The 19346-nt window shown below is 43.8% G+C and carries 25 protein-coding genes; 5 read left to right on the top strand and 20 right to left on the bottom strand.

Translation table 11 applies throughout. The features are described from left to right. Positions 1-192 precede the first annotated feature (192 nt). From ACFVP7_RS07605 to spoIISC, 5 genes are all read left to right on the top strand, one after another. Positions 193-810, top strand: coding sequence for a DUF47 domain-containing protein (locus ACFVP7_RS07605; protein WP_003218470.1), 618 nt, complete (start codon positions 193-195; stop codon positions 808-810). A gap of 12 nt (positions 811-822) precedes the next feature. Further along, positions 823-1824 carry an inorganic phosphate transporter gene (locus ACFVP7_RS07600; RefSeq protein WP_003232642.1) on the top strand — a complete coding sequence of 334 codons (1002 nt, stop codon included), beginning with the start codon at positions 823-825 and terminating at the stop codon, positions 1822-1824. Between the two features lie 109 nt (positions 1825-1933). Next, positions 1934-2680: a toxin-antitoxin-antitoxin system toxin SpoIISA gene (gene spoIISA, locus ACFVP7_RS07595; RefSeq protein ID WP_003244695.1), complete on the top strand. Its 747-nt coding sequence runs from the start codon at positions 1934-1936 to the stop codon at positions 2678-2680. Continuing rightward, on the top strand, positions 2680-2850 hold the full coding sequence (gene spoIISB / locus ACFVP7_RS07590) for a three component toxin-antitoxin-antitoxin system antitoxin SpoIISB (RefSeq protein ID WP_003232646.1): 171 nt from the start codon (positions 2680-2682) through the stop codon (positions 2848-2850). The genes spoIISA and spoIISB overlap by 1 nt, the downstream gene beginning before the upstream one ends. A gap of 85 nt (positions 2851-2935) precedes the next feature. Beyond that, complete coding sequence (spoIISC, locus tag ACFVP7_RS07585; RefSeq protein ID WP_003232648.1) at positions 2936-3073, top strand: three component toxin-antitoxin-antitoxin system antitoxin SpoIISC; 138 nt, start codon at positions 2936-2938, stop codon at positions 3071-3073. Positions 3074-3109: 36 nt separating this feature from the next. On the opposite strand, the gene ACFVP7_RS07580 is transcribed toward spoIISC, so the two are convergent. The 20 genes from ACFVP7_RS07580 to ACFVP7_RS07485 form a co-directional block, all read right to left on the bottom strand. Next, complete coding sequence (locus ACFVP7_RS07580) at positions 3110-4003, bottom strand: N-acetylmuramoyl-L-alanine amidase (protein WP_375060113.1); 894 nt, start codon at positions 4001-4003, stop codon at positions 3110-3112. A 12-nt stretch (positions 4004-4015) separates the two neighbouring features. Then, complete coding sequence (locus ACFVP7_RS07575) at positions 4016-4279, bottom strand: phage holin (RefSeq protein WP_003232653.1); 264 nt, start codon at positions 4277-4279, stop codon at positions 4016-4018. Between the two features lie 12 nt (positions 4280-4291). Then, the gene (locus tag ACFVP7_RS07570) at positions 4292-4543 is read right to left on the bottom strand and encodes a hemolysin XhlA family protein (RefSeq protein WP_373922687.1); all 252 of its coding nucleotides are present in this window, start codon (positions 4541-4543) and stop codon (positions 4292-4294) included. Positions 4544-4632: 89 nt separating this feature from the next. Beyond that, complete coding sequence (locus ACFVP7_RS07565) at positions 4633-4824, bottom strand: XkdX family protein (RefSeq protein ID WP_043857346.1); 192 nt, start codon at positions 4822-4824, stop codon at positions 4633-4635. Beyond that, complete coding sequence (locus ACFVP7_RS07560; protein ID WP_043857345.1) at positions 4814-5275, bottom strand: XkdW family protein; 462 nt, start codon at positions 5273-5275, stop codon at positions 4814-4816. The genes ACFVP7_RS07565 and ACFVP7_RS07560 overlap by 11 nt, the downstream gene beginning before the upstream one ends. Positions 5276-5292: 17 nt before the next feature. Beyond that, positions 5293-6768: a hypothetical protein gene (locus tag ACFVP7_RS07555; RefSeq protein WP_396583134.1), complete on the bottom strand. Its 1476-nt coding sequence runs from the start codon at positions 6766-6768 to the stop codon at positions 5293-5295. A 2-nt stretch (positions 6769-6770) separates the two neighbouring features. Further along, positions 6771-7043: a hypothetical protein gene (locus ACFVP7_RS07550; RefSeq protein ID WP_396583133.1), complete on the bottom strand. Its 273-nt coding sequence runs from the start codon at positions 7041-7043 to the stop codon at positions 6771-6773. Next, positions 7040-7618 carry a YmfQ family protein gene (locus tag ACFVP7_RS07545; RefSeq protein WP_015483131.1) on the bottom strand — a complete coding sequence of 193 codons (579 nt, stop codon included), beginning with the start codon at positions 7616-7618 and terminating at the stop codon, positions 7040-7042. Before ACFVP7_RS07545 ends, ACFVP7_RS07550 begins: the two co-directional genes overlap by 4 nt. Continuing rightward, on the bottom strand, positions 7602-8648 hold the full coding sequence (locus tag ACFVP7_RS07540) for a baseplate J/gp47 family protein (RefSeq protein ID WP_128747075.1): 1047 nt from the start codon (positions 8646-8648) through the stop codon (positions 7602-7604). The genes ACFVP7_RS07545 and ACFVP7_RS07540 overlap by 17 nt, the downstream gene beginning before the upstream one ends. Further along, entirely contained in the window at positions 8641-9066 is a 426-nt protein-coding gene (locus ACFVP7_RS07535; RefSeq protein WP_021479466.1) for a DUF2634 domain-containing protein, read from the bottom strand. The genes ACFVP7_RS07540 and ACFVP7_RS07535 overlap by 8 nt, the downstream gene beginning before the upstream one ends. Positions 9067-9121: 55 nt before the next feature. Next, positions 9122-9388: a DUF2577 family protein gene (locus tag ACFVP7_RS07530; RefSeq protein WP_396583132.1), complete on the bottom strand. Its 267-nt coding sequence runs from the start codon at positions 9386-9388 to the stop codon at positions 9122-9124. After that, complete coding sequence (locus ACFVP7_RS07525; protein ID WP_396583257.1) at positions 9388-10365, bottom strand: phage portal protein; 978 nt, start codon at positions 10363-10365, stop codon at positions 9388-9390. The genes ACFVP7_RS07530 and ACFVP7_RS07525 overlap by 1 nt, the downstream gene beginning before the upstream one ends. Positions 10366-10380: 15 nt before the next feature. Then, on the bottom strand, positions 10381-11040 hold the full coding sequence (locus ACFVP7_RS07520; protein WP_049139754.1) for a LysM peptidoglycan-binding domain-containing protein: 660 nt from the start codon (positions 11038-11040) through the stop codon (positions 10381-10383). Continuing rightward, entirely contained in the window at positions 11033-16117 is a 5085-nt protein-coding gene (locus ACFVP7_RS07515; RefSeq protein ID WP_396583131.1) for a transglycosylase SLT domain-containing protein, read from the bottom strand. Before ACFVP7_RS07515 ends, ACFVP7_RS07520 begins: the two co-directional genes overlap by 8 nt. Continuing rightward, positions 16118-16258: a hypothetical protein gene (locus tag ACFVP7_RS07510; RefSeq protein ID WP_014479557.1), complete on the bottom strand. Its 141-nt coding sequence runs from the start codon at positions 16256-16258 to the stop codon at positions 16118-16120. It abuts the gene before it with no gap. A 41-nt stretch (positions 16259-16299) separates the two neighbouring features. Beyond that, positions 16300-16746, bottom strand: coding sequence for a hypothetical protein (locus ACFVP7_RS07505; RefSeq protein WP_014479556.1), 447 nt, complete (start codon positions 16744-16746; stop codon positions 16300-16302). 91 nt (positions 16747-16837) lie between these two features. Beyond that, on the bottom strand, positions 16838-17281 hold the full coding sequence (locus ACFVP7_RS07500) for a phage tail tube protein (protein ID WP_003232677.1): 444 nt from the start codon (positions 17279-17281) through the stop codon (positions 16838-16840). 1 nt (position 17282) lies between these two features. Continuing rightward, positions 17283-18683 (bottom strand): phage tail sheath family protein, encoded by a 1401-nt coding sequence (locus ACFVP7_RS07495; protein WP_396583130.1) that lies wholly within the window; start codon positions 18681-18683, stop codon positions 17283-17285. Continuing rightward, a complete protein-coding gene (locus ACFVP7_RS07490) occupies positions 18680-18898 on the bottom strand; it encodes a hypothetical protein (protein ID WP_014113480.1) in 219 nt (72 codons plus the stop codon). The genes ACFVP7_RS07495 and ACFVP7_RS07490 overlap by 4 nt, the downstream gene beginning before the upstream one ends. Positions 18899-18901: 3 nt before the next feature. Next, positions 18902-19342, bottom strand: coding sequence for a phage portal protein (locus ACFVP7_RS07485; RefSeq protein ID WP_072174230.1), 441 nt, complete (start codon positions 19340-19342; stop codon positions 18902-18904). Between the last annotated feature and the right edge of the window lie 4 nt (positions 19343-19346).

Raw genomic sequence — 19346 nt, 5'->3', positions numbered from 1 at the left:
CTTTTTACGTTAAGCAGAAAGTTTTTGCAAACTTGGGTCGTTTTTTTAAAGCGAAGTAGGTCAAAATAAGGAGACACGATTTATCAAAAAAGTCAAGATACGTTTTTTTCGACTTTACCTGTTTTTTTTCGACAAAAGGCTATATAATAATTTGATGTGTGCATTGTTCATTCAAACTATGGAGGGTTTTTAATGATAAGAAGAAAAAAAGATAAGTTCTCACTCCTTTTAACAGAAATTGCAAAGAACATAGACGAAACTGCAGAATATTTTGTGAATTTTAAGGTCACTAACCAAACGACTCTTAAAGAATTTGCAGATACGTTAAAGGAATATGAAACAAAAGGTGACAATCATGTTCATGTCATGATTAAAGAGCTTAACAAAGCGTTCATCACTCCTATTGAGCGCGAAGATATCCTTCAGCTGACAAACAGCTTGGATGATGTGCTTGACGGAATCGAACATTTCTCTGCCATGATGGAGATTTTCTCAATAACTTCATCAGACGAGCATATCGATAAATTCAGCGGATATATCAGAGAATGTGCGAAAGAGATTTTGATTACGATCGAGCTGCTGGCAGAAAATCGCTTAAAGGATATTCAGCCTCACGCAATCAAAATTAAAGAGTATGAGCACAGTTGTGACAACTTGCACAGAAAATCATTAAAGAATCTTTTCGGAAATGAAACAGATCCAATCAAAGTCATTCAATATCGTGAAATATACGAAACGCTTGAAGAAATCGCCGACTCTTGTCAAAGTGTTGCCAATAATCTTGAAACCATCATTATGAAAAACGCGTAACGAGGGGTAAAAATGGATATTCTATTAATATTAACGATACTAATAGTCATTTGTGCTCTGGCGTTTGATTTCATCAACGGGTTTCATGATACGGCAAACGCAATTGCGACTTCGGTATCAACAAAAGCGTTAAAACCACGCCATGCCATTATATTGGCTGCTGTGATGAACTTTGTCGGAGCAATGACGTTTACAGGTGTTGCCAAAACCATTACGAAAGACATCGTAGATCCTTATACGCTGGAAAATGGCTCTGTTGTCATTTTGGCTGCGCTACTCGCTGCAATTGCCTGGAACCTTATCACATGGTACTACGGCATCCCAAGCAGCTCATCCCATGCCATCATCGGCGCTATTGCCGGTGCAGCCATTGCGGCAGCCGGATTTGCAGCGTTAAACTATAAGGGCTTCATTAAAATCATTGAAGCACTGATTCTATCACCAATTATTGCCTTTGTCCTTGGTTTTATTCTTTATAGCATCGTTAAGCTGATTTTCAAAGACAGCAACTTGGCGAAAACGAATAAGCAATTCCGCAGAGTGCAGATTGTAACAGCTGCCCTGCAATCGTATACACACGGAACAAACGATGCGCAAAAAGCAATGGGAATTATCACAATGGCTCTCATCACAGCGAATTTACATACTTCTGCTAATGATATTCCTACCTGGGTGCAATTCGCCTGCGCGACAGCCATGGGTCTCGGAACATCAATCGGCGGCTGGAAAATCATCAAAACCGTTGGCGGAAAGATCATGAAAATCCGTCCGGTAAACGGTGTTTCCGCTGACTTAACCGGAGCAGCCATTATTTTCGGCGCCACGTTTATTCATTTGCCGGTTAGTACAACCCACGTCATTTCTTCATCAATTCTTGGCGTCGGTGCGTCCCACCGCGTAAAAGGCGTAAACTGGGGTACGGCCAAGCGAATGCTCATTACATGGGTCATCACGCTTCCGATTTCAGCGACACTAGGTGCCATCGCCTACTTTATTTTAAATATGATATTTTAATGTCACACCGCTTCTGTCAAAGGAGCGGTTTTTTTGATGGAACAGGAAAACCATCCGGATCTCTCGAATACAATAAGCAGAACCTATTTCAGATGTGAGGGATTCGAATATGGTTTTATTCTTTCAGATCATGGTCTGGTGCATCGTGGCCGGACTGGGGTTATACGTATATGCCACGTGGCGTTTCGAAGCGAAGGTCAAAGAAAAAATGTCCGCCATCCGGAAAACTTGGTATTTGCTGTTTGTTCTGGGCGCTATGGTATACTGGACATATGAGCCCACTTCCCTATTTACCCACTGGGAACGGTATCTCATTGTCGCAGTCAGTTTTGCTTTGATTGATGCTTTTATCTTCTTAAGTGCATACGTCAAAAAACTGGCCGGCAGCGAGCTTGAAACAGACACAAGAGAAATTCTTGAAGAAAACAACGAAATGCTCCACATGTATCTCAATCGGCTGAAAACATACCAATACCTATTGAAAAACGAACCGATCCATGTTTATTATGGAAGTATAGATGCTTATGCTGAAGGTATTGATAAGCTGCTGAAAACCTATGCTGATAAAATGAACTTAACGGCTTCTCTTTGCCACTATTCGACACAGGCTGATAAAGACCGGTTAACCGAGCATATGGATGATCCGGCAGATGTACAAACACGGCTCGATCGAAAGGATGTTTATTACGACCAATACGGAAAAGTGGTTCTCATCCCTTTTACCATCGAGACACAGAACTATGTCATCAAGCTGACGTCTGACAGCATTGTCACGGAATTTGATTATTTGCTATTTACGTCATTAACGAGCATATATGATTTGGTGCTGCCAATTGAGGAGGAAGGTGAAGGATAATGGAACGTGCGTTTCAAAACAGATGCGAGCCCAGAGCGGCGAAGCCGTTTAAAATCCTGAAAAAACGTTCAACCACCAGTGTCGCAAGCTATCAAGTCAGTCCGCATACAGCAAGAATCTTCAAAGAAAACGAACGGCTGATTGACGAGTATAAACGAAAAAAAGCATGATCACACTAAAAGGACAAGGGAAAACAGCTCTTGTCCTTATTCCTTTTCTTAAAGGGTGACATATAATAAATACAAACAGAGGATAATGTCAGGTGATACAGTGAAAAAATTGGTGAGGCGTGTGAAGTTTGTTGATTACGGAAGGTTTGGGCTTTCCGGGTACTCGCTTCGGGTGAGGGAGCGCAGTGCTGGAATTATTAAAAAGTTGAAGAAGAAAAAATAAATCCCGGAGCAGCTCCGGGATTTTTGTGGTCTGTGATCAGCTTAATTGCGCTGCGATCTTCGCTTTCGTCGGAGGCCCGTAGATACCGTCAGCAGTTAAACCGTTAACAGACTGAAAACGGGCAACTGCGTCAGCTGTTTTCGGTCCGTAAACGCCGTCAATTCCGTTGTTAACAGCGCCTTTATCAGGGTAAAAATACAGAGCCGCAAGTGCTCGTTGCACCTGAAAGACGTGTTCTCCTGAGGTATAAGGTGTTGTCAATTGAATGATACCATCAGGGAGCGGATAGAGCTCGGGTTCTTCAGCGGACGATGGAGCACTTACAATTAATACTTGACCAACGCGAATAAGATTCGGGTCTTCGATATTGTTCCACTCTTGCAGCTGAGCAACCGTAACACCAAATGCTCTCGCTATGGATGTAAGTGTGTCGCCCTGTTTCACGACGTAAGTTTGGCTGCCGCCTCCCCCAATTCCTGCTTTGAACGAATCCCACGTATCTAACAATTTTCGCGGACATTCCTTCCCTGACCAATACTTATGAGGGACGACATTGGCGAGACTGATATTATGTTCAGCCATTAATGTTTTGATGAGCCACTGGGCATTTGCTGTTGCTTTTGCAAAATCGCCATCGGCATTTTCGCAAATTTCAATTCCAATAGAAGCCCGGTTGCCGCTGCCATTTCCGTCTCCCGCATGCCAGCCGTTTTCATTTAAAGGTAGATGCTGATAAATTTCTGTATCATCAACTGTAAAATGCCAGCTTGTCGTCGTATCAGGATTTTTCAAATAGCGGGCATGCGCTGCAGCATCTGCTCCTACTGTGGTATTCGCTGTGTTGTGCACCGTAATGTAAAGCGCCGTCATTGCGTAGCCTGGACGGTTATTTGCGCCAACCGGAATAAAGTCTTGAATAATGTTAACCATTTTCATCTCTCCTTATTTCGTCAGATTATTGTCCCTTAACAAGTCGCGCTGTTTTTTCCCTTTTTCTGTTACATAGTTGTTTTTAAACCAAGCGGCAAGTGTCGTTCCAATTGTAAATGCGATGGAACCGGCTGAATAAAGAGCGTCAGCGAGCTGATTGACCTGCTCCTCCTGAATGTCCAATGGTGATTTGCCGAGCATCAGCATGGTCTGGTTGATTAAAGCAATTAAAAGAAGCACCGTCCTGATGACCGTGCCCTTGTCAAACGTGTTCATAAAAATCCCCCTTTAATGCTGCAGCAGGCTGTACATAATGGCGATGGCTCCGCCAATGATCCCTGTAGACACTGCTGTAATGATGGCACCTGTGATGGTGCGTTTAATCCACGTGGTGTTTTCTTCAATTTTGTTTAATTTTTCGTTCAGCGTCATGATTTGCTGGTCTTGCCTATCCGATGATCTCTCTAGAACACTAACTCGCTGTTCAAGCGTTTTTTGTTCTGTTTTTATTTCTGTTATCTCTTTTTCAAGCGAATTCATGTCAGGTACCTCAGACAATTCTGACATATAAACTTCCTCCCTACTTCTTTCATACATTCACCTCCTTTGAGGCAAAATAAAAAAGCCTTTTAATTGGCTTTCATCGTTTCCTCGTATGTTTGGCCCGTTATTTCTTTAAATTGGTCAAGTGTAACATATTTTGCACTAACACCATCCTTTAAGTCATCAACTGAACAATCGTGAAACTTCATAGCTTCCTTTATCATTGATGTTGTAGCCCATTTATAAAACAGGGCATATATCCAGAAATTAAGACTCACTTGTCATTCCTCCCTTTAAATTCAGTAGATCTAATTTTAAGGCTGCTATTTGTTTACCTAAAGATTGGCTTAATGCTTCTGCTTCCTTTCTAGCTATTACTTCTTCAGTCAACTGCATACCTAAAGCCTTCTGCGCTTGGTCTGCTTGTATTCTTGCTAGTTTTTCCTCTGTTAACTGTTTGCCAAGTGCAGAAAGCTGGTCATTTGTTGGATTGGATTCAGATGGAACATCTTTCAGTAAGCTTTTTTTATAAGCTTGATCTGCTGTTTCTATCCATGTTTGTTTTTCTTCATTAAACATTGGTCGCCACATACCCTCTCCATTCAATTCTGGAGGTATGTCAGTTGCATTTTTAGGAATAATATAATCCCCTGTATCTTGATCTCTAAATAACTCAACAGGATTACCAAGATAGATTTTATCTGCTCCGTAAGGATATATTAATTTCATATTTTTCTCCTTTGTACCTATGTTAAAGGTATTACTAAATCGATATAATAGCCATTTACATTATTTTCAACATTAGCCATAATACCTGTTAATTTCATGTCACCTGATGCGTAAATAATTATTTTGCTGTAACCTGTTGTTCCACTTGCAGATACTAACTTTACAACTCCTTTTGAAGGAGCACACGAAGAAGGAATGCTTGCAAAAACAATCTCTCTGTCAGTCAGAACGTGACCATTCAGATGAAGAGTATTTCCTACTTTACGATACTGAAGGGGTCTATCACCTGATTTAGCGCCGTTTTTATATGGTACATCATTCCAAGATATATCTTCAAAATCTAAGTTAGTAATGACTTCACGCCAACCCGTGAATTCACCTTCTTTATGAATTGTTCCAATCCATGTACGATTATCAAAAGATCTTGTAGCGACAATTTTTTTTAATCCTTGCGGCGGAGCCAGATCTGCCGGTACTTCTGTAATATCATAGTAATACCAAGCTGACGTATCACCGCCTGGATGATTTTGTACAGCAGCACCGAAATAAAAACCTGTCGGTAAATCAAATAGGCTTCCCTCATTTTCAATCTGAATCCTCTGACCGTTTGTGGTTGTTAACGGATATAGCTGTCCACTATTCCACTTCTTTCTTTCTAATGAAGATATATGGAGCGTTTGATCCTTAGCATGATCATTTACTTTTGACTGTGCCCCTGTTGTAGACTCAATCGGATACCAATTTATCGCAGTTTGATTCGCATTATAGTAGAACCACCAAGCATTTCCCTTTACATCTACTGCATAACCTACGCCAATTCCAGGCTGACCAACCAATTGCATACCGCGCAAGCTTGTGTCAGATGGGTTATCCGTTACAGCATTTGTTCCATAAAAAGACGTAGATCCTGAATCTTTTAGAGCTTCATAAAAAGACCCAGAAGTTAGGTTGATTTTTTGTGTTCCATTGTCGGCTGTTATTTTGAATAGTTGTGAATTATCCCACTTAGTACGCTCATCTGATTTGATGTGACGGATTGAATCATTCGTATGTGAATTAAATTCAGCTTTAGAAGCTTGCTGTACATTATCAACATTCCCCAGCCCAACTTGTGCCTTTGTGACTTGGTTTGGATTATCTCTTCTTGCAGCCAGATCATCAGTGTATGCTTTTGCATTCCTCTCAGCTGTATCAGCCTTACTTTGAGAACCACCTGGAGTTTCTTTTGCGTTCCAGTTTTCACGCTCTGTCGATGTAACATGCCGCACCTGATCTTGCTCATGCTTGTCAAAATCCTTCTTCGACGCCTGCTGCACATTATCCACATTCCCCAGCCCGATTTGCGCCTTTGTTGTGTTGTGGGGGTTGTTCATGTCGTTTTTGTGGGCGGCCAGGTCGGTGTGGGCGTCTTTTATGCCTTTTTCCCAGCGGTTGACGTCATCTTCGTTGATTCGGTCGTCCGGAAGCCAGTCTGTTTTTTCTTCGTATGCCATGTTTACACCACCTCAAAAGTAAATCTGAAATCGAGTGTTCTGTTTTCGCTGACGTCCAGGTCAGTCTTTCTCTCTGTAATGACGTTGCCCAGATCGTCAAAAATTTGTACCGTTTCGATATGCTTGATGTCTTCCTCACGTTTTGTCAGAACGGTGACGGTCGCACCGTCAATGGCAAGCTCTACTATTTCTGTTTTTTGGCCGTTGAGCAGAACGTGATCGATTCTGCTTTTTAGATCAGCCGCTGTGCGTTCTCTGTATATGGTTGAAATCAAGTTAAAACCACCTCATTGTTGTTAAGAGTGACAGAATAACCGACCTTGAGCTCACTGGCTGTTCGGTATCTGCGGTGATTCAGGATGACTGTATCTTTGATTTGTAGCGTCTCATTCAATCCGCCTCTGAGCGTATACGCCAAATGAGCGGGTTTCATGTTTTCTATCGCTTCGATCAGCTCATTCATGTGCTGGAGGTCATCAACATTGATATCGACGTTAAATCGGTATTCGCCGGGAAGCAGGCGGACCTGTGCAGACGGGTTTTTCAAGAAACGGTTTACCGCCTGCTCAATGGCCCTGTATGTGATTGGCGGGATGTTCGACATTTTGGAAATGAGCCTCAATCGTCTGATCTCATCAGTGTCACCTGATTCCCGCGGTACGTTTAAAATCTTTTCCCAGCGGCTGAGCCCCCATGTCGCCGTCGGTACGAATAACTGATCCGTCAGATCAAATATGCTGTCATTTTGTTTATCAAACTCAGGCGCTTCCGCTTTCAGCAGCTCAGCCATTTCTTTAAGGCTGGTAAGAAACGGCGGCAGATACGCTGTCATGTCATCTTGTTTGCTCAATGATCTTCACCTGCCCAAGCTTAGGAATTTCCACGTCGCTCAGCACCAGATTTTCAGACGTGCCGTTGATTTGAATATTGGAGTAGTCACTGACTGATGGTGAATTATAGACGATATTGTTAATTTGAGAAAGGCGGATGACGTTATCTTCAAAAGCCATTTTCTTAAAGAGATTTAAAACGCCTTCCTCAATTTCTGACTTCACTTCATCAATTGAGTGATTGATCTCAGGCAGCACTTCGGCAGAAATCTCAACTTCTTTCCAGACCGCGCTCTCCACTGTGACAACGGCTCCGATTGGCGCCTGTCCCTCTCCCTGTCCTGGTTCAGGGTCGATATAATCTTTCACTTTTTGAATTAAAATATGAGAAGCGGGCTCAAGATTCGCATTGGTGACGACAATTTTGACAGTGCCTTCACCGTTCCAAAGCGGGAAGATCTTTGCCTTTCCCACACCGTCCACTTCCTCAGCCCACTCTTTATAATGCATTTTATTGGCACTGACGGCCTCACGCCGAACCCTTGTAAAATACCGTTCTCGCAAGCTGTCATCTCCCTCTTCCTCGCGCCCCGGAATCAGGATTTCTTTGACAATGGCCGTTTCTAAACCGGGAATGGTATCCAATGACAGTAAATTGCGTCCGGTCAGATTGGCGTTTCCCGCTTCACCAGGTGTTTCACAGATGAGCGTCCCGTCTGCCGTATATTGAAAATAAAGATTATCCACGTAAAAGCGGGAGCCGACAGGAATAGTAACTCCAGATGTAAACTCTCCCGCTCTGACCGCCTTTGTCGCGGCTGTCCGTTCAATTCCCGCTTCCGCTGCACGCCTGTCTAAAAATTCGCCTTGTGCGGTATCAGAAAAAACTAGCTCAAGCACAGTATCCAGCCATATATAAGACTTCGCAAGCTCGGCCGCCGCTGGGGCTAACGCATTATAAATGACGCTGCCTTCTCTTGTGTCAATATATGCGGAAATGCTGTTCAGCATTCGCTCCATAATATTTTCAAAGGTCTGATCTTCAAACATGTTCGCCAATCACCTCCTCAATCTCAAGCGTCCCTTCATCCGTCTCCACCACAAAGGACACATGAAACGCATCGCCTTGTTTTTCTATCTCAAAGTCTGTTACAGCCGATATCCGGTCATCATAAACCAGCGCCTCTTCTATCAGCCTCGGAATCTCCATCTTTTTATAGGCATCAGTCGTCTCATGATCTGTCAGCACGTCCTGAAGCTCATTTCCGACATTATGGCTGTATATGGAATACGCATAGCGTTCTGTCTGTAAGGCGATATACACGAACTGCCTGATCGCTTCAAGCCCGGTAATCAGCTCATTCGTAATTCTTCCGTTTTCAAAATCTATTTTGTACGTTTGCGAGGTTTCAATGATTTCGCTCTCATCTTCAATATCTTCAAACTCCACTTCTGGTGTCAGGGCCATGATGCCCACTCCTTTTACATGCTAAATAAAAACCGCTTCGATCGAAGCGATTTGTCTATAGTTTGTCTAAAATAAAAAACGATTGACCGCCAGTCAGAGCCGCGGTCATGACGCGATTCCCTGGCTCGAGTGCATCGTCTCCTCCGGACTGCATCCGTTTTGGGATAATGATGGCGTCTTCCGGTATGATCAGTTTGCTGTTTTCTTTTAATTTGATTTCCACAGGAGAAACCGAAACGACCTCAGCCGGGAGCAGTTCCACCGGAGACTCAGCGTCAACTGCGCCAACAGCCAACTGTTTTATAGCCTCACTTAATCTCATCAGGATACTCCTTCCGGCATCGTATTCTTTTCGACAACATCGATCGTCATCGTATGTTTCGTTCCTTTAAATTCATGCCGGTCCGTATCTACCCAATAGGTTTTCTTGATGCCGGCCTCCGGAATCGAAATATAGACGGGCAAGCCGCTCTGCACTTCCGGGATGCCCACTGCCTGAATATTTTTCAGTTCTTTTTTTACGCCCTTTTTTTCAGCAAGGCGTACATCTGCCCGCTGCTGAAGCTGTGCCTGGTTGATGTCATCTGTGACCGTTTCCGTATATTGAAGCACACCGTATTTATTTAAGCCTGAACTGTCCTTAGCAGAGGCTTTATATGTCTTATTGTCCTTTTGCCGGCGAAGCACCACCCGAGTAACAGTGTCGTTTATAGAAGTGCTGTATTGGTAGCCTGTGATATTGACGCCCGTTTCAAGCACCCATACCTCTGACGGATCTGGCCAAGCGCGCAGACCGAGCTTTCCTTTTTCCGAATACAGCTGGTAATGTCGTCCTGTCTGGCTTTTCGTCTGTTTCAGCGCTTTTAATATGATGTCATACAATGTCGTATCATTTTTAATGACAAGACTTTTGATCGTATGGCCTGTGTTTGCGATCGAGGTTGTCGGTATCTGGAAGTCACTCGCAATCCTTCTGATGATCTGGTCGGCCCGCTGATTGGAAAACACGTACATATCCTGGTTTTTGACCAGGTACTGCAGCATGTCATAAGCGCTGAAGGCAAGCGTATGCTCGTCCGGGGTTCTTGCAAAAACAATGCCCCGAAACAGCTCTTTTCCCTTCCATTTAAACAAGACCGTATCTCCTTCTGAGACACTGTAATACGTCTGGTCGCCCTGTTTGGTGACGATGGTCGCTTCAATGGAGCGCGGCGCCTGATAACGATGGCCTTCAAGCGATACGCTTTCTGCAACCAGCTCAAGCCACTCTGTGTCTTTAATGACGAACAGTTCTATCATCATACATCACCTGTTTCATTGCGGTATCTTTAATTTTTGGCCGGGAAAAATCCAGTGGCCCGGCTGCCTGATGTTCCGTTTGCTTCGTTTGATCATTGCTGTTTTATTGGTGTTCCAAATTTTGCGCCATTGAGTGCTGTTCCCGTAAAATCTGCCTGCAATGTCCCATAGCGTGTCTCCCTTTTTCACTGTGTACGTCTTCGGCGCAGCCTTCGACGGACGTTTTGCCTTTGTTTTTTTCTTCTGCTTGATTTTCCGCGGGGAAGCGGTTTTGTATTCTTTTAATACAATATCAAAATCCCGATCTCCTATTTCATTATCTCCCTCACTATATTTAAGGCTTTCAATACTGCATGTCATATTGATTTTTGTTCCCGTAATTAAAAATTGAACAGGCTTTTTTGCCTTCATCCATTTTTCAATTTTCGCAATGGCATTTTCCGGAGACGGGAGATTTTGATATTCAGCTATCGGCGTATACTTTTTTGGAAAAAAAGAAGAAAATGAAATTTCTTTTGCTCCGGGTTCTTCAATAAACGTTAGTTCACCCAATCCCGTTATCTTTACTGAGTCATTTTGTACACTATTCGCTATATCAATCGCTTCAGGAAGAACAGGGAATCGCAGCTTTTCTTTCCCCTGTGATATCCAAAATTCATAGATAGACTTAGTCAAAAGCCACGACCCCCTTTGTACTGGTGTTAATGTCTTTTTGTAATTCATCAAGTAATGCCTGCTTGATTTTCGCAACCAGGCCATCAGCATCCTGTCCATTATGGAAATGCTGATCGCCGTTAAACTCAATCTTTATTTCTTTCGTTCCGGCTGTTTGTATCGTTTGCCGTGTACCGGATGTAACTGCTGAAACTTGTCCTGAAGAAAGCTCAGACTGCTGGGATTGAGACGGATCTGTCACTTCCATACCAAGAGCTTGCGCAGCTCTCTGAAGGAGGTAGCGGCCTCGGATGCCCCGTTCCTCTGGGATGATCCATTCCCGCTTGTTTCCTTCACCGACACGGGCGATTTGTTCTTTTGTAATCAGCCCGCCGTTTGCGTAACCGACATACGGTCCGCCATGATTCAGGCTTTTAATACCCGGCACATTGTTGATTGATCCATATCTGCTTTTAATGTAGCCGATCGCAGCAGCTGCGTTGTGAATCGGGTTTTTAATGTTACCCATACCCGGTGCTTTATGGTCATTAAAGGTGCTTGGGATCGTCTGCATCAGCCCTTGTGACGGATGCCCCGCTTTTGCGTTGCTGTCCCACAAGTTAATTGCATTCGGATTGCCTCCGGATTCATGCTGCGCAATCGTCATGAGTCCCGGTAGCCAGCTCATCGGTGTCTTGGTGGCCATGAGAGCAGCCATAATCCATTGTTTTACGTTCCCGCCCATGGCTCCCATTCCGGAATAGGCAGCCGCCAGTGATCCGGCTTGTTTTTCAGCAAATTTCTTTACATCTACTGAGCCAAGGCCTTTGACAACACCAATTGAAGCAAAACGCCCCAAGCTCATCATGACACGGGAAGGTGAATGAATATCTAGCTCCTCACGGAAAGCCTGCTCCACTCTCTTGGCCATATCCTTTGCTGCTTGTTTTACTTCACTGGATTTAGAATTCATGCCTGTCACAAAGTTTCCGATCAAACCGGAGCCCCAGCTGTTCGATGTGTCTTTTGAACGCAGGAACGGTTTGTCAACATGTGTACTCACATACTGTGCAGTCCCTGTTTGGGTTGAGTTTTGTCCTTGCGCAAAGCCTTTGACCGTTCCTGTGCCCCATGAAGACGATTTGTTCACAGTGGCTTGATACGGCGTTTTAACTTTTGATTGCAAAAAGCCGTCCGTTCCGGTTGCTGTACCGTTTTGGCCCTTGGCATACCCGCTTACCATTTGTTTACCGTAATTTGGTGAAGCAGAAATCATTTGTGTAAATGGCGTATTGATGTTTTTCTTTTTCCAGTCTTCCATTTTGACCGGCTGATCGCTGATGCCTTTACCAAAGCCTTCTGAAAATTGCTGTCCGAGTGTGGACGCTTGGCCTGTAAGATTTGCAGTGTTCATTGCTGGGGAGGCTGAGCCTGATAGAGGACTGACAGCTGCTCCTCCTGAAACAGATGCTGGACTTCCGCCAGAAGACGAAGCTGCTCCCATGTCGTCTACAACTTGCATACCCAGCTTAGACGCCGCTTGTGAAAGAAGCATCTTCCCCCGGCCTCGGTTGTTATCAACCGGGATAACGAATTCCTTGCCGGCTTCACCGATCCACGAGATGGTTGGTTTGGTGATGTAGCCGCCTGTGGCATTTTTATCCGGATCCTTACCTTTATTCGGATCACCGCCGCCGGTTACAAAATTAATTACTTTACTAGCTACGCCGCCAGCTTTATCCCAGATTTGCTTCACCCAGCCGAACGCTTTAGAAAAAGCATCTGAAATCGCTTCTCCCACCTTTGTAAGAGGTTCTTGAATATTCTTTTTAAACCAGCCGCTCAGGCCTTTCCAAATGTTCTTAACGGTGTCTATCGCTTTTTTGAAAGCATCTGAGATTCCCTTGCCTACATCTGAGACTGTATTTTTGACCGGGTTCCAAACTGTATCCATGAACCATCCCGATACCGTACTGAAAACACTCTTAATCTTATTCCAAGCACCGGTCATTTTATCCCAGATTGTAGTTGCCGCTCCTATTACAGCAAATTTGACTGGCCCCCACACATTACTCATAAACCATGAAGCAACTGTACTGAACACATTTTTAATCGTCGTCCATGCATTTACGATTTTAGACCATATTGCTGTTGCTACACCCACAACTGCTGATGAAACCGGCGTCCAGACATTGTCCATAAACCATGTTGCCACCGTGCTGAATATCGTTTGAATCGTTGTCCATGCATTTACGATGTTGGACCATATGCTTGTTGCTACACCCACAACTGCAGTTGATACTGGCGTCCAGACATTGTCCATAAACCATGTTGATACAGTTCCCCAAGTATCCTGAATGGCTGACCAGGCATTTTGCGCACCCTCTGTAATGCTGTTCCATGTATCTTCTAGATCGCCAGCATCAATTGCCTTGCCTAAACTTTCACCGCCGAAAGTACCGGCAATTCCTCCTACAACACCGCCAATAGCGGTCCCGACTCCCGGCACAACGCTTCCAATAGCCGCTCCTGCAGCGGCTCCTGCTAAACCTCCGCCGGCTGAACCTACTTTTTCACCAGCATTATCCTTATTGATACCGGCTAAGTCAGTAAGGGACAGTATTTCGCCTAATCCCGGTATTCCTTTTGCCGCTCCTTTTAAGCCCTTCAGTCCGCCTTTTAAGCCTTTTGATTCACCCAATGTTTTCAGAAGGCCTGAAAAACCTTTGCCTGATGCTCCTTTAGCAGATTTAGGTGTATTCACAGGATTTGTTTTATTCCCTTTTGTTGATGAACCGTTTCTATTTTTGACTTTTTTGCTTTTGCCTGTACTGATTCCGGCACAGCAGCAACCACAAGCCCCGCCCCATTTGCCGCCTGACTTTTTCGATTTTGAACCTGAAGATTTTTGGTTCATAGAAGGTTTTTTAGTGCGGTTTGAATTGTTAGAAGTTGAGTTCTTTGTATTGGCTTTTGAAGCTTTTTGTTTGCCTTTGCTTCCGCTGGATTTGCCGCCAAGCAACCCGCCAATATCCAGATTCCCCAGCTTCTCAGCAATGCCTTTTATAATTTTTTCAAAAAACTCTCCCACTTTTTCAATAATTTTATCTGGGCTGAATTTCTCGAATTTCCTGGCGATTTTTGAAACAATGTTATCAACAAACTTTTCTGCTTTATTAGCGATTTTATCCGGATTCAGGAAATTAAATTTCTCTGAAATTTTGTCAACAATATTTGTTACAAAGTCTTCCGCTTTAGTAATAATGGCGTCTGGACTGAATTTGCTGGCGACATCATCTACTTTTTTCATAAAGGAATCTGTAAACTTGTCAAGCTCGTTAAAAATGGTTTCCGGGCTGAATTTACTTACGACATCGTCCACTTTTTTCATGAAGGAATCTGTAAACTTGTCAAGCTCGTTAAAGATTGTTTCCGGGCTGAATTTACTTACGATATCATCCACTTTTTTCATGAAGGAATCTGTAAACTTATCAAGCTGCTTAAAAATCGCTTCTGGACTGAATTTGCTTGCGATATCATCCACTTTTTTCATAAAGGAATCTGTAAACTTGTCAAGCTGCTTAAAAATCGCTTCTGGACTGAATTTGCTTGCGATATCATCCACTTTTTTCATAAAGGAATCTGTAAACTTGTCAAGCTGCTTAAAAATCGCTTCTGGACTGAATTTACTTGCAATTGCATCCACTTTACTCATAAACGATGTTGTGAATTTATCCAGCTGCGACAAAATTGTCTCTGGACTGAACTTTGTCGCAATTGCATCCACTTTACTCATGAACGATGTTGTAAATTTATCCAGCTGTGCCAGAATCGTTTCTGGACTGAACTTCGTTGCAATTGCGTCCACTTTATTCATGAACGATGTTGTAAACTTATCCAACTGTGCCAAAATCGTCTCTGGACTGAACTTTGTTGCGATTGCGTCCACTTTACTCATGAACGATGTTGTGAATTTATCCAGCTGGGACAAAATTGTCTCTGGACTGAACTTTGTCGCGATTGCGTCCACCTTGCTCATGAACGATGTTGTGAACTTATCCAGCTGCGACAAAATTGTCTCTGGACTGAACTTTGTCGCAATCGCATCAACTTTGCTCATGAACGATGCTGTGAACTTATCCAGCTGTGCCAGAATCGTTTCTGGACTGAACTTCGTTGCAATTGCGTCCACTTTACTCATGAACGATGTTGTAAATTTATCCAGCTCTGTTAAGATTGTTTCCGGGCTGAATTTTGTGGCGATCTCATCCACCTTATTCATGAACGATGTTGTAAATTTATCCAGCTCTGTTAAGATTGTTTCCGGGCTGAACTTTGTAGCGATTTCATCCACCTTTTCCATGAATGAAGCAGCAAATTTGTCCAGTGCTGTCAAAATCGTTTCTGGATCAAACATGCTCGCAATATCTCCTGTATTTCCTCCTGCTGAAGGCGCTCCTTTTTCGGAGGGACCTGAGCTTCCCATGCTGTCAATTCTTTTCTGCAATGAATCCAGCTTATTTGACACCTTGTCATTAATAGCGAGCTCAAGTTTGTTGTCTTTTCCTGTTAAGGCATCAATACCAGCAGAAATACGACCGACTGTTTTCATGACGTGATCAATCACGCGTATCGTAACAGAGTAACCATTTTTAAGTGCAGTTTCCATATAGCGCTGTATTTTTTGCACAGCCGGCAACACTTGATCTTCTGCACTCAGCATAATCGTAAAGCCTTTAAAACCTGCCACGAGCTCTCTTAATCGTTCAAACTTTTCGGTTGCTTGGTCACTAGCATCTATTTTAATAGATACAGATGACGGCAATCCCTGCAATTGAACATTAACCTGCTGAATGATACTGCTGGCTTTATCCTCAGTTGAAATGGAGATCATTTGGGCGCCAAGCTTTTTCTTTAATGATTTTTGTATGCGATCAATTGTCCTTAATACAGTTTTGCTTTCTTTTCGTACATCAATAGCGCTTTTTCGCTGCACCATTTTTCTATATTTTTCAAGTGCTCTAAACCCATTCTGGATCTTTCTTAACTTTTTACTTACACGGTCTTCCATTTCAAACCTTGCTGTCAGCTTTGCCAATTACGATGCCCCTCCTTTCTTTGCTTGTTTTTCAAGGAGATCGAGCTTATATCCGATCAGTCCATACAACAGCGCTTTATAGTTTCTGGGCGCTTCGTAGAGCGCCAATAAATCTGATGGGGAATAGTGAAGCTCGTGCATCGCATAGTAGAGATACACGGCTTCTTTATGCCCATCCTTGATTAGTTTTTTGCTTCGTCTTCCAGATCCTCTAATTCATCTTCAAATCCATTAATCTCAATCGCTTTGTTTAACCAGTTCGCATACTCGCCTCCAACTGAGAGCACGCGTTTCGCAACTTCTACCGGGTCAGCCGTTTTGTAAGCTTCTCGAAGCTCTTTTGAACGGAAGTCCGGATAAACGGTTGATTCAACTGCGATTCGGGCATAAAAGCGTTGGCTGTCTAAATCTTTTACACGGCCTCTGCCTTTGACATTTTTATACGTTGTTGTTTCTTTCTCCAATTCATCAATGCGCTCCGTCGTGATCGCTTTAAAAATAAATGGCACGATGTTCCCTTTTTTATCAACAAAACGCTTTGAGATCGGCACTTTGATTTCCTCAGCTTCAATTGTTTTTCCCGGCATAAAAAAGGAAAGATCATATACGTTTTCGTTCTTCTCGCTCATGTAAAAAACTCCCTTGTCTATTGTTTGGTTTCATCTTTAAAAAACAGACCTTTCTGAGAAAGGTCTGCGTATGGGCTTGATTCAGCTTTGATTAAAACGTGTCAGATAGCTTTTCAGGGACGTCGAAGTCTTCGAATGTAAATGGAACTTCTTCCTCTAACGCTTCTGAATCGACATCAAGGCTTGCGATTTTCGCAGAGTCAAAGTTGACGTCGTACAGTGTGACTCGCTCTGTGCCCCGGCCGGAGGATTGATCATCCAGCACAGCTTGGAGCGTGAAGTAAGGGTCGCTGCCTTTTTTGACATAGTCCATCATCAATAGCACGAATTTTGATGTAACTTTATAGAACGTTGCGGTCCCTGTTCCATTTGCCCCTGTTGTCTTATGGCCTGTCATGCGGCGGCCCATAATGTTGACTTCAGATTTGTTTTTCTCAACGTTTGCTTCGAATGTTTTGATGTGCGCCATTTCCTCACCATCGAGAAATAAGCGGCCTTCTTTTCCTGAGATTGTGTTTTGTGCTTTTAATGCCATATTAGTTTACCTCCACATTAAAGTAGAATTTTTCTGCTGCGTCGACAGGCTGAACAGCCAGGTCAATCAAGAAGCCGTCACGATCTTCATTCATTGAAATTGTGATATCTTCCTCGGAATCAAAGCCAGTGATGCCGCCTGCATCCTGAAGCGTTGTCATGTATTGCGTGATCATCGTTTTTACATACTGCAGTCCGTCTTCAGATGCCGGGATATCGCTTCCGCTGCCTTTTCTTGATTTAATTAAGGCTTTCAGCTCGCGTGTTAAATCATTATTCACAGCATCCAGGACACGAACGATTTTGTTCTTTGCAAATTTCTTGTTTTTCTCAGCTGTGAACGTCACGAGTGAGTTAATGTCCTTTTCTACGCTGACGGATTTGTCACGGGCGTCGAATGTGAATAAAAATTCACCTTTGCCTAGACGTTCAACAATCGTATCGTGGTCAAGGCGGTGTAACACATCAACGGCGCCTTCGTACTCTACAAATGTGAGTGATTGGTTAAAGGTTGCTCCTGCACTCGCTCCAGCTACCCAAGCTGTTGCTTTGTCCGGAGTAACTTCCGTGCCATCTTCAAGCAGCACACCCTCTGTTACGTTGATGATGCCTTCATAATCACCGGCATAATTGGCTGTGACGCCTTGCACTTTTTGTCCTTGGCCGTCGCGCAGGCGTTTAATGAAAGCAGCAAACGTCGCCTTCAACTGGTCACCTTCTGCAACAGGCAGCGCAATCACATCAAAGCTCTCCGTTTCAGCCGCGGCTAAGAAATCTGTATAGTCGGAGTTGACAGGGGCTTTATCCGTACCGCCGGATAAACGGATGCCCGCGGATGCATTCAGCGTCTTAGCTGCAGTGTCTCCTTCTGATCCAGTGAGAGGAATCGTTGAAGAAAGATCGCCTGTTCCGGTAAAAGTGACATAGCCGTTAGCTGTTAATTCTTCAGCCTTTTTGACAGTCTGTTTATCAACCTCTGATTCGTCCATATATGTTGTCACATCGAAAGAATCAGCATCCAGCACATTTTGATTGATGCGGATGATAATGTCATTTCCTTTTGTTCCGCCATATACTGCAGTTGCTTTGACGCCTTCAGCAATATCAGCAGACGCTCGGACGCCTTCGGTTAGTCGGTACATCAATACCGTTTTCGCATTTTTCTTCGCTTCACGCAGCAGCAATAAAGACGGGTCATCAATGCTGAGGCCCACTTTTTTGTTTAGGTCTTCAACACTGGAAATGGAGACGAACGTTTTCGCTTCGCCCCAGCTTGATGCGACCGGAAGTGCGACTGTTCCCCGTTCACTGAGTGATACCCGCTCCTGCGCCGTCGTTTTAAAGTTAAAATAAATGCCTGCACGTTCTTTTTCTTTGCCTGTTGTAAATGTTCCGCCATTCATGATGACATGACCTCCTTGGTTAGAAATGTTTGAATCAATTGACTGGCTTCTGATTTCGTCATACGTGTTTGATCCACGCCAAATAAAGCCCCCTGAAGAATATCCGGCTTAACGCCGAACAGCTCCTTCGCGTGCTTAATCAAATCCGCTGTATCAAAAAGAGCTTCCCGGCTCTCCGTATGTACAGCCTTCTTCTGTTGTTTGTTCTTTGCCACCGCTTATTTCACCCCGCTGTTCATGTCGATATCCTGTAAGACAGGCTGTTCTATTTTGTGATAATAATATCGGCTGCTCCACCTGATCACCATGACCGCCTCGCCCCTGTCTCCTACCCTTGTCTCAATTCGGGTAACGCGAACCATGTCCCCCGTTTTCTCACCGGATTCACTGAGCAGCGGAACCATATTTCTCGCTTCTCTGATGGCATCCGCGAGCCTGTCCGCTTCATCCAGCGCCTGAACGGAGTCCAGATGAAACAGTTTTACATTGAGACTGTAGGTTTTTTTAAATGTGGAGACCGTATCTGTTTCCTCGAAAACAGATGGTGGCGGGACGTATAACGACGGCACCTGAAAGTGATCAGGAAGCTCGCGTTCATAAATGGGAACAGACCACCGGCTGTACAAAAACGCCATGATCGATCCTGTTTCACTGTTCATCCTG

This window comes from Bacillus sp. SG20033, assembly GCF_044570195.1.
Lineage (GTDB): Bacteria > Bacillota > Bacilli > Bacillales > Bacillaceae > Bacillus > Bacillus subtilis.
This window is presented reverse-complemented; position numbering and strand designations above follow the sequence as displayed.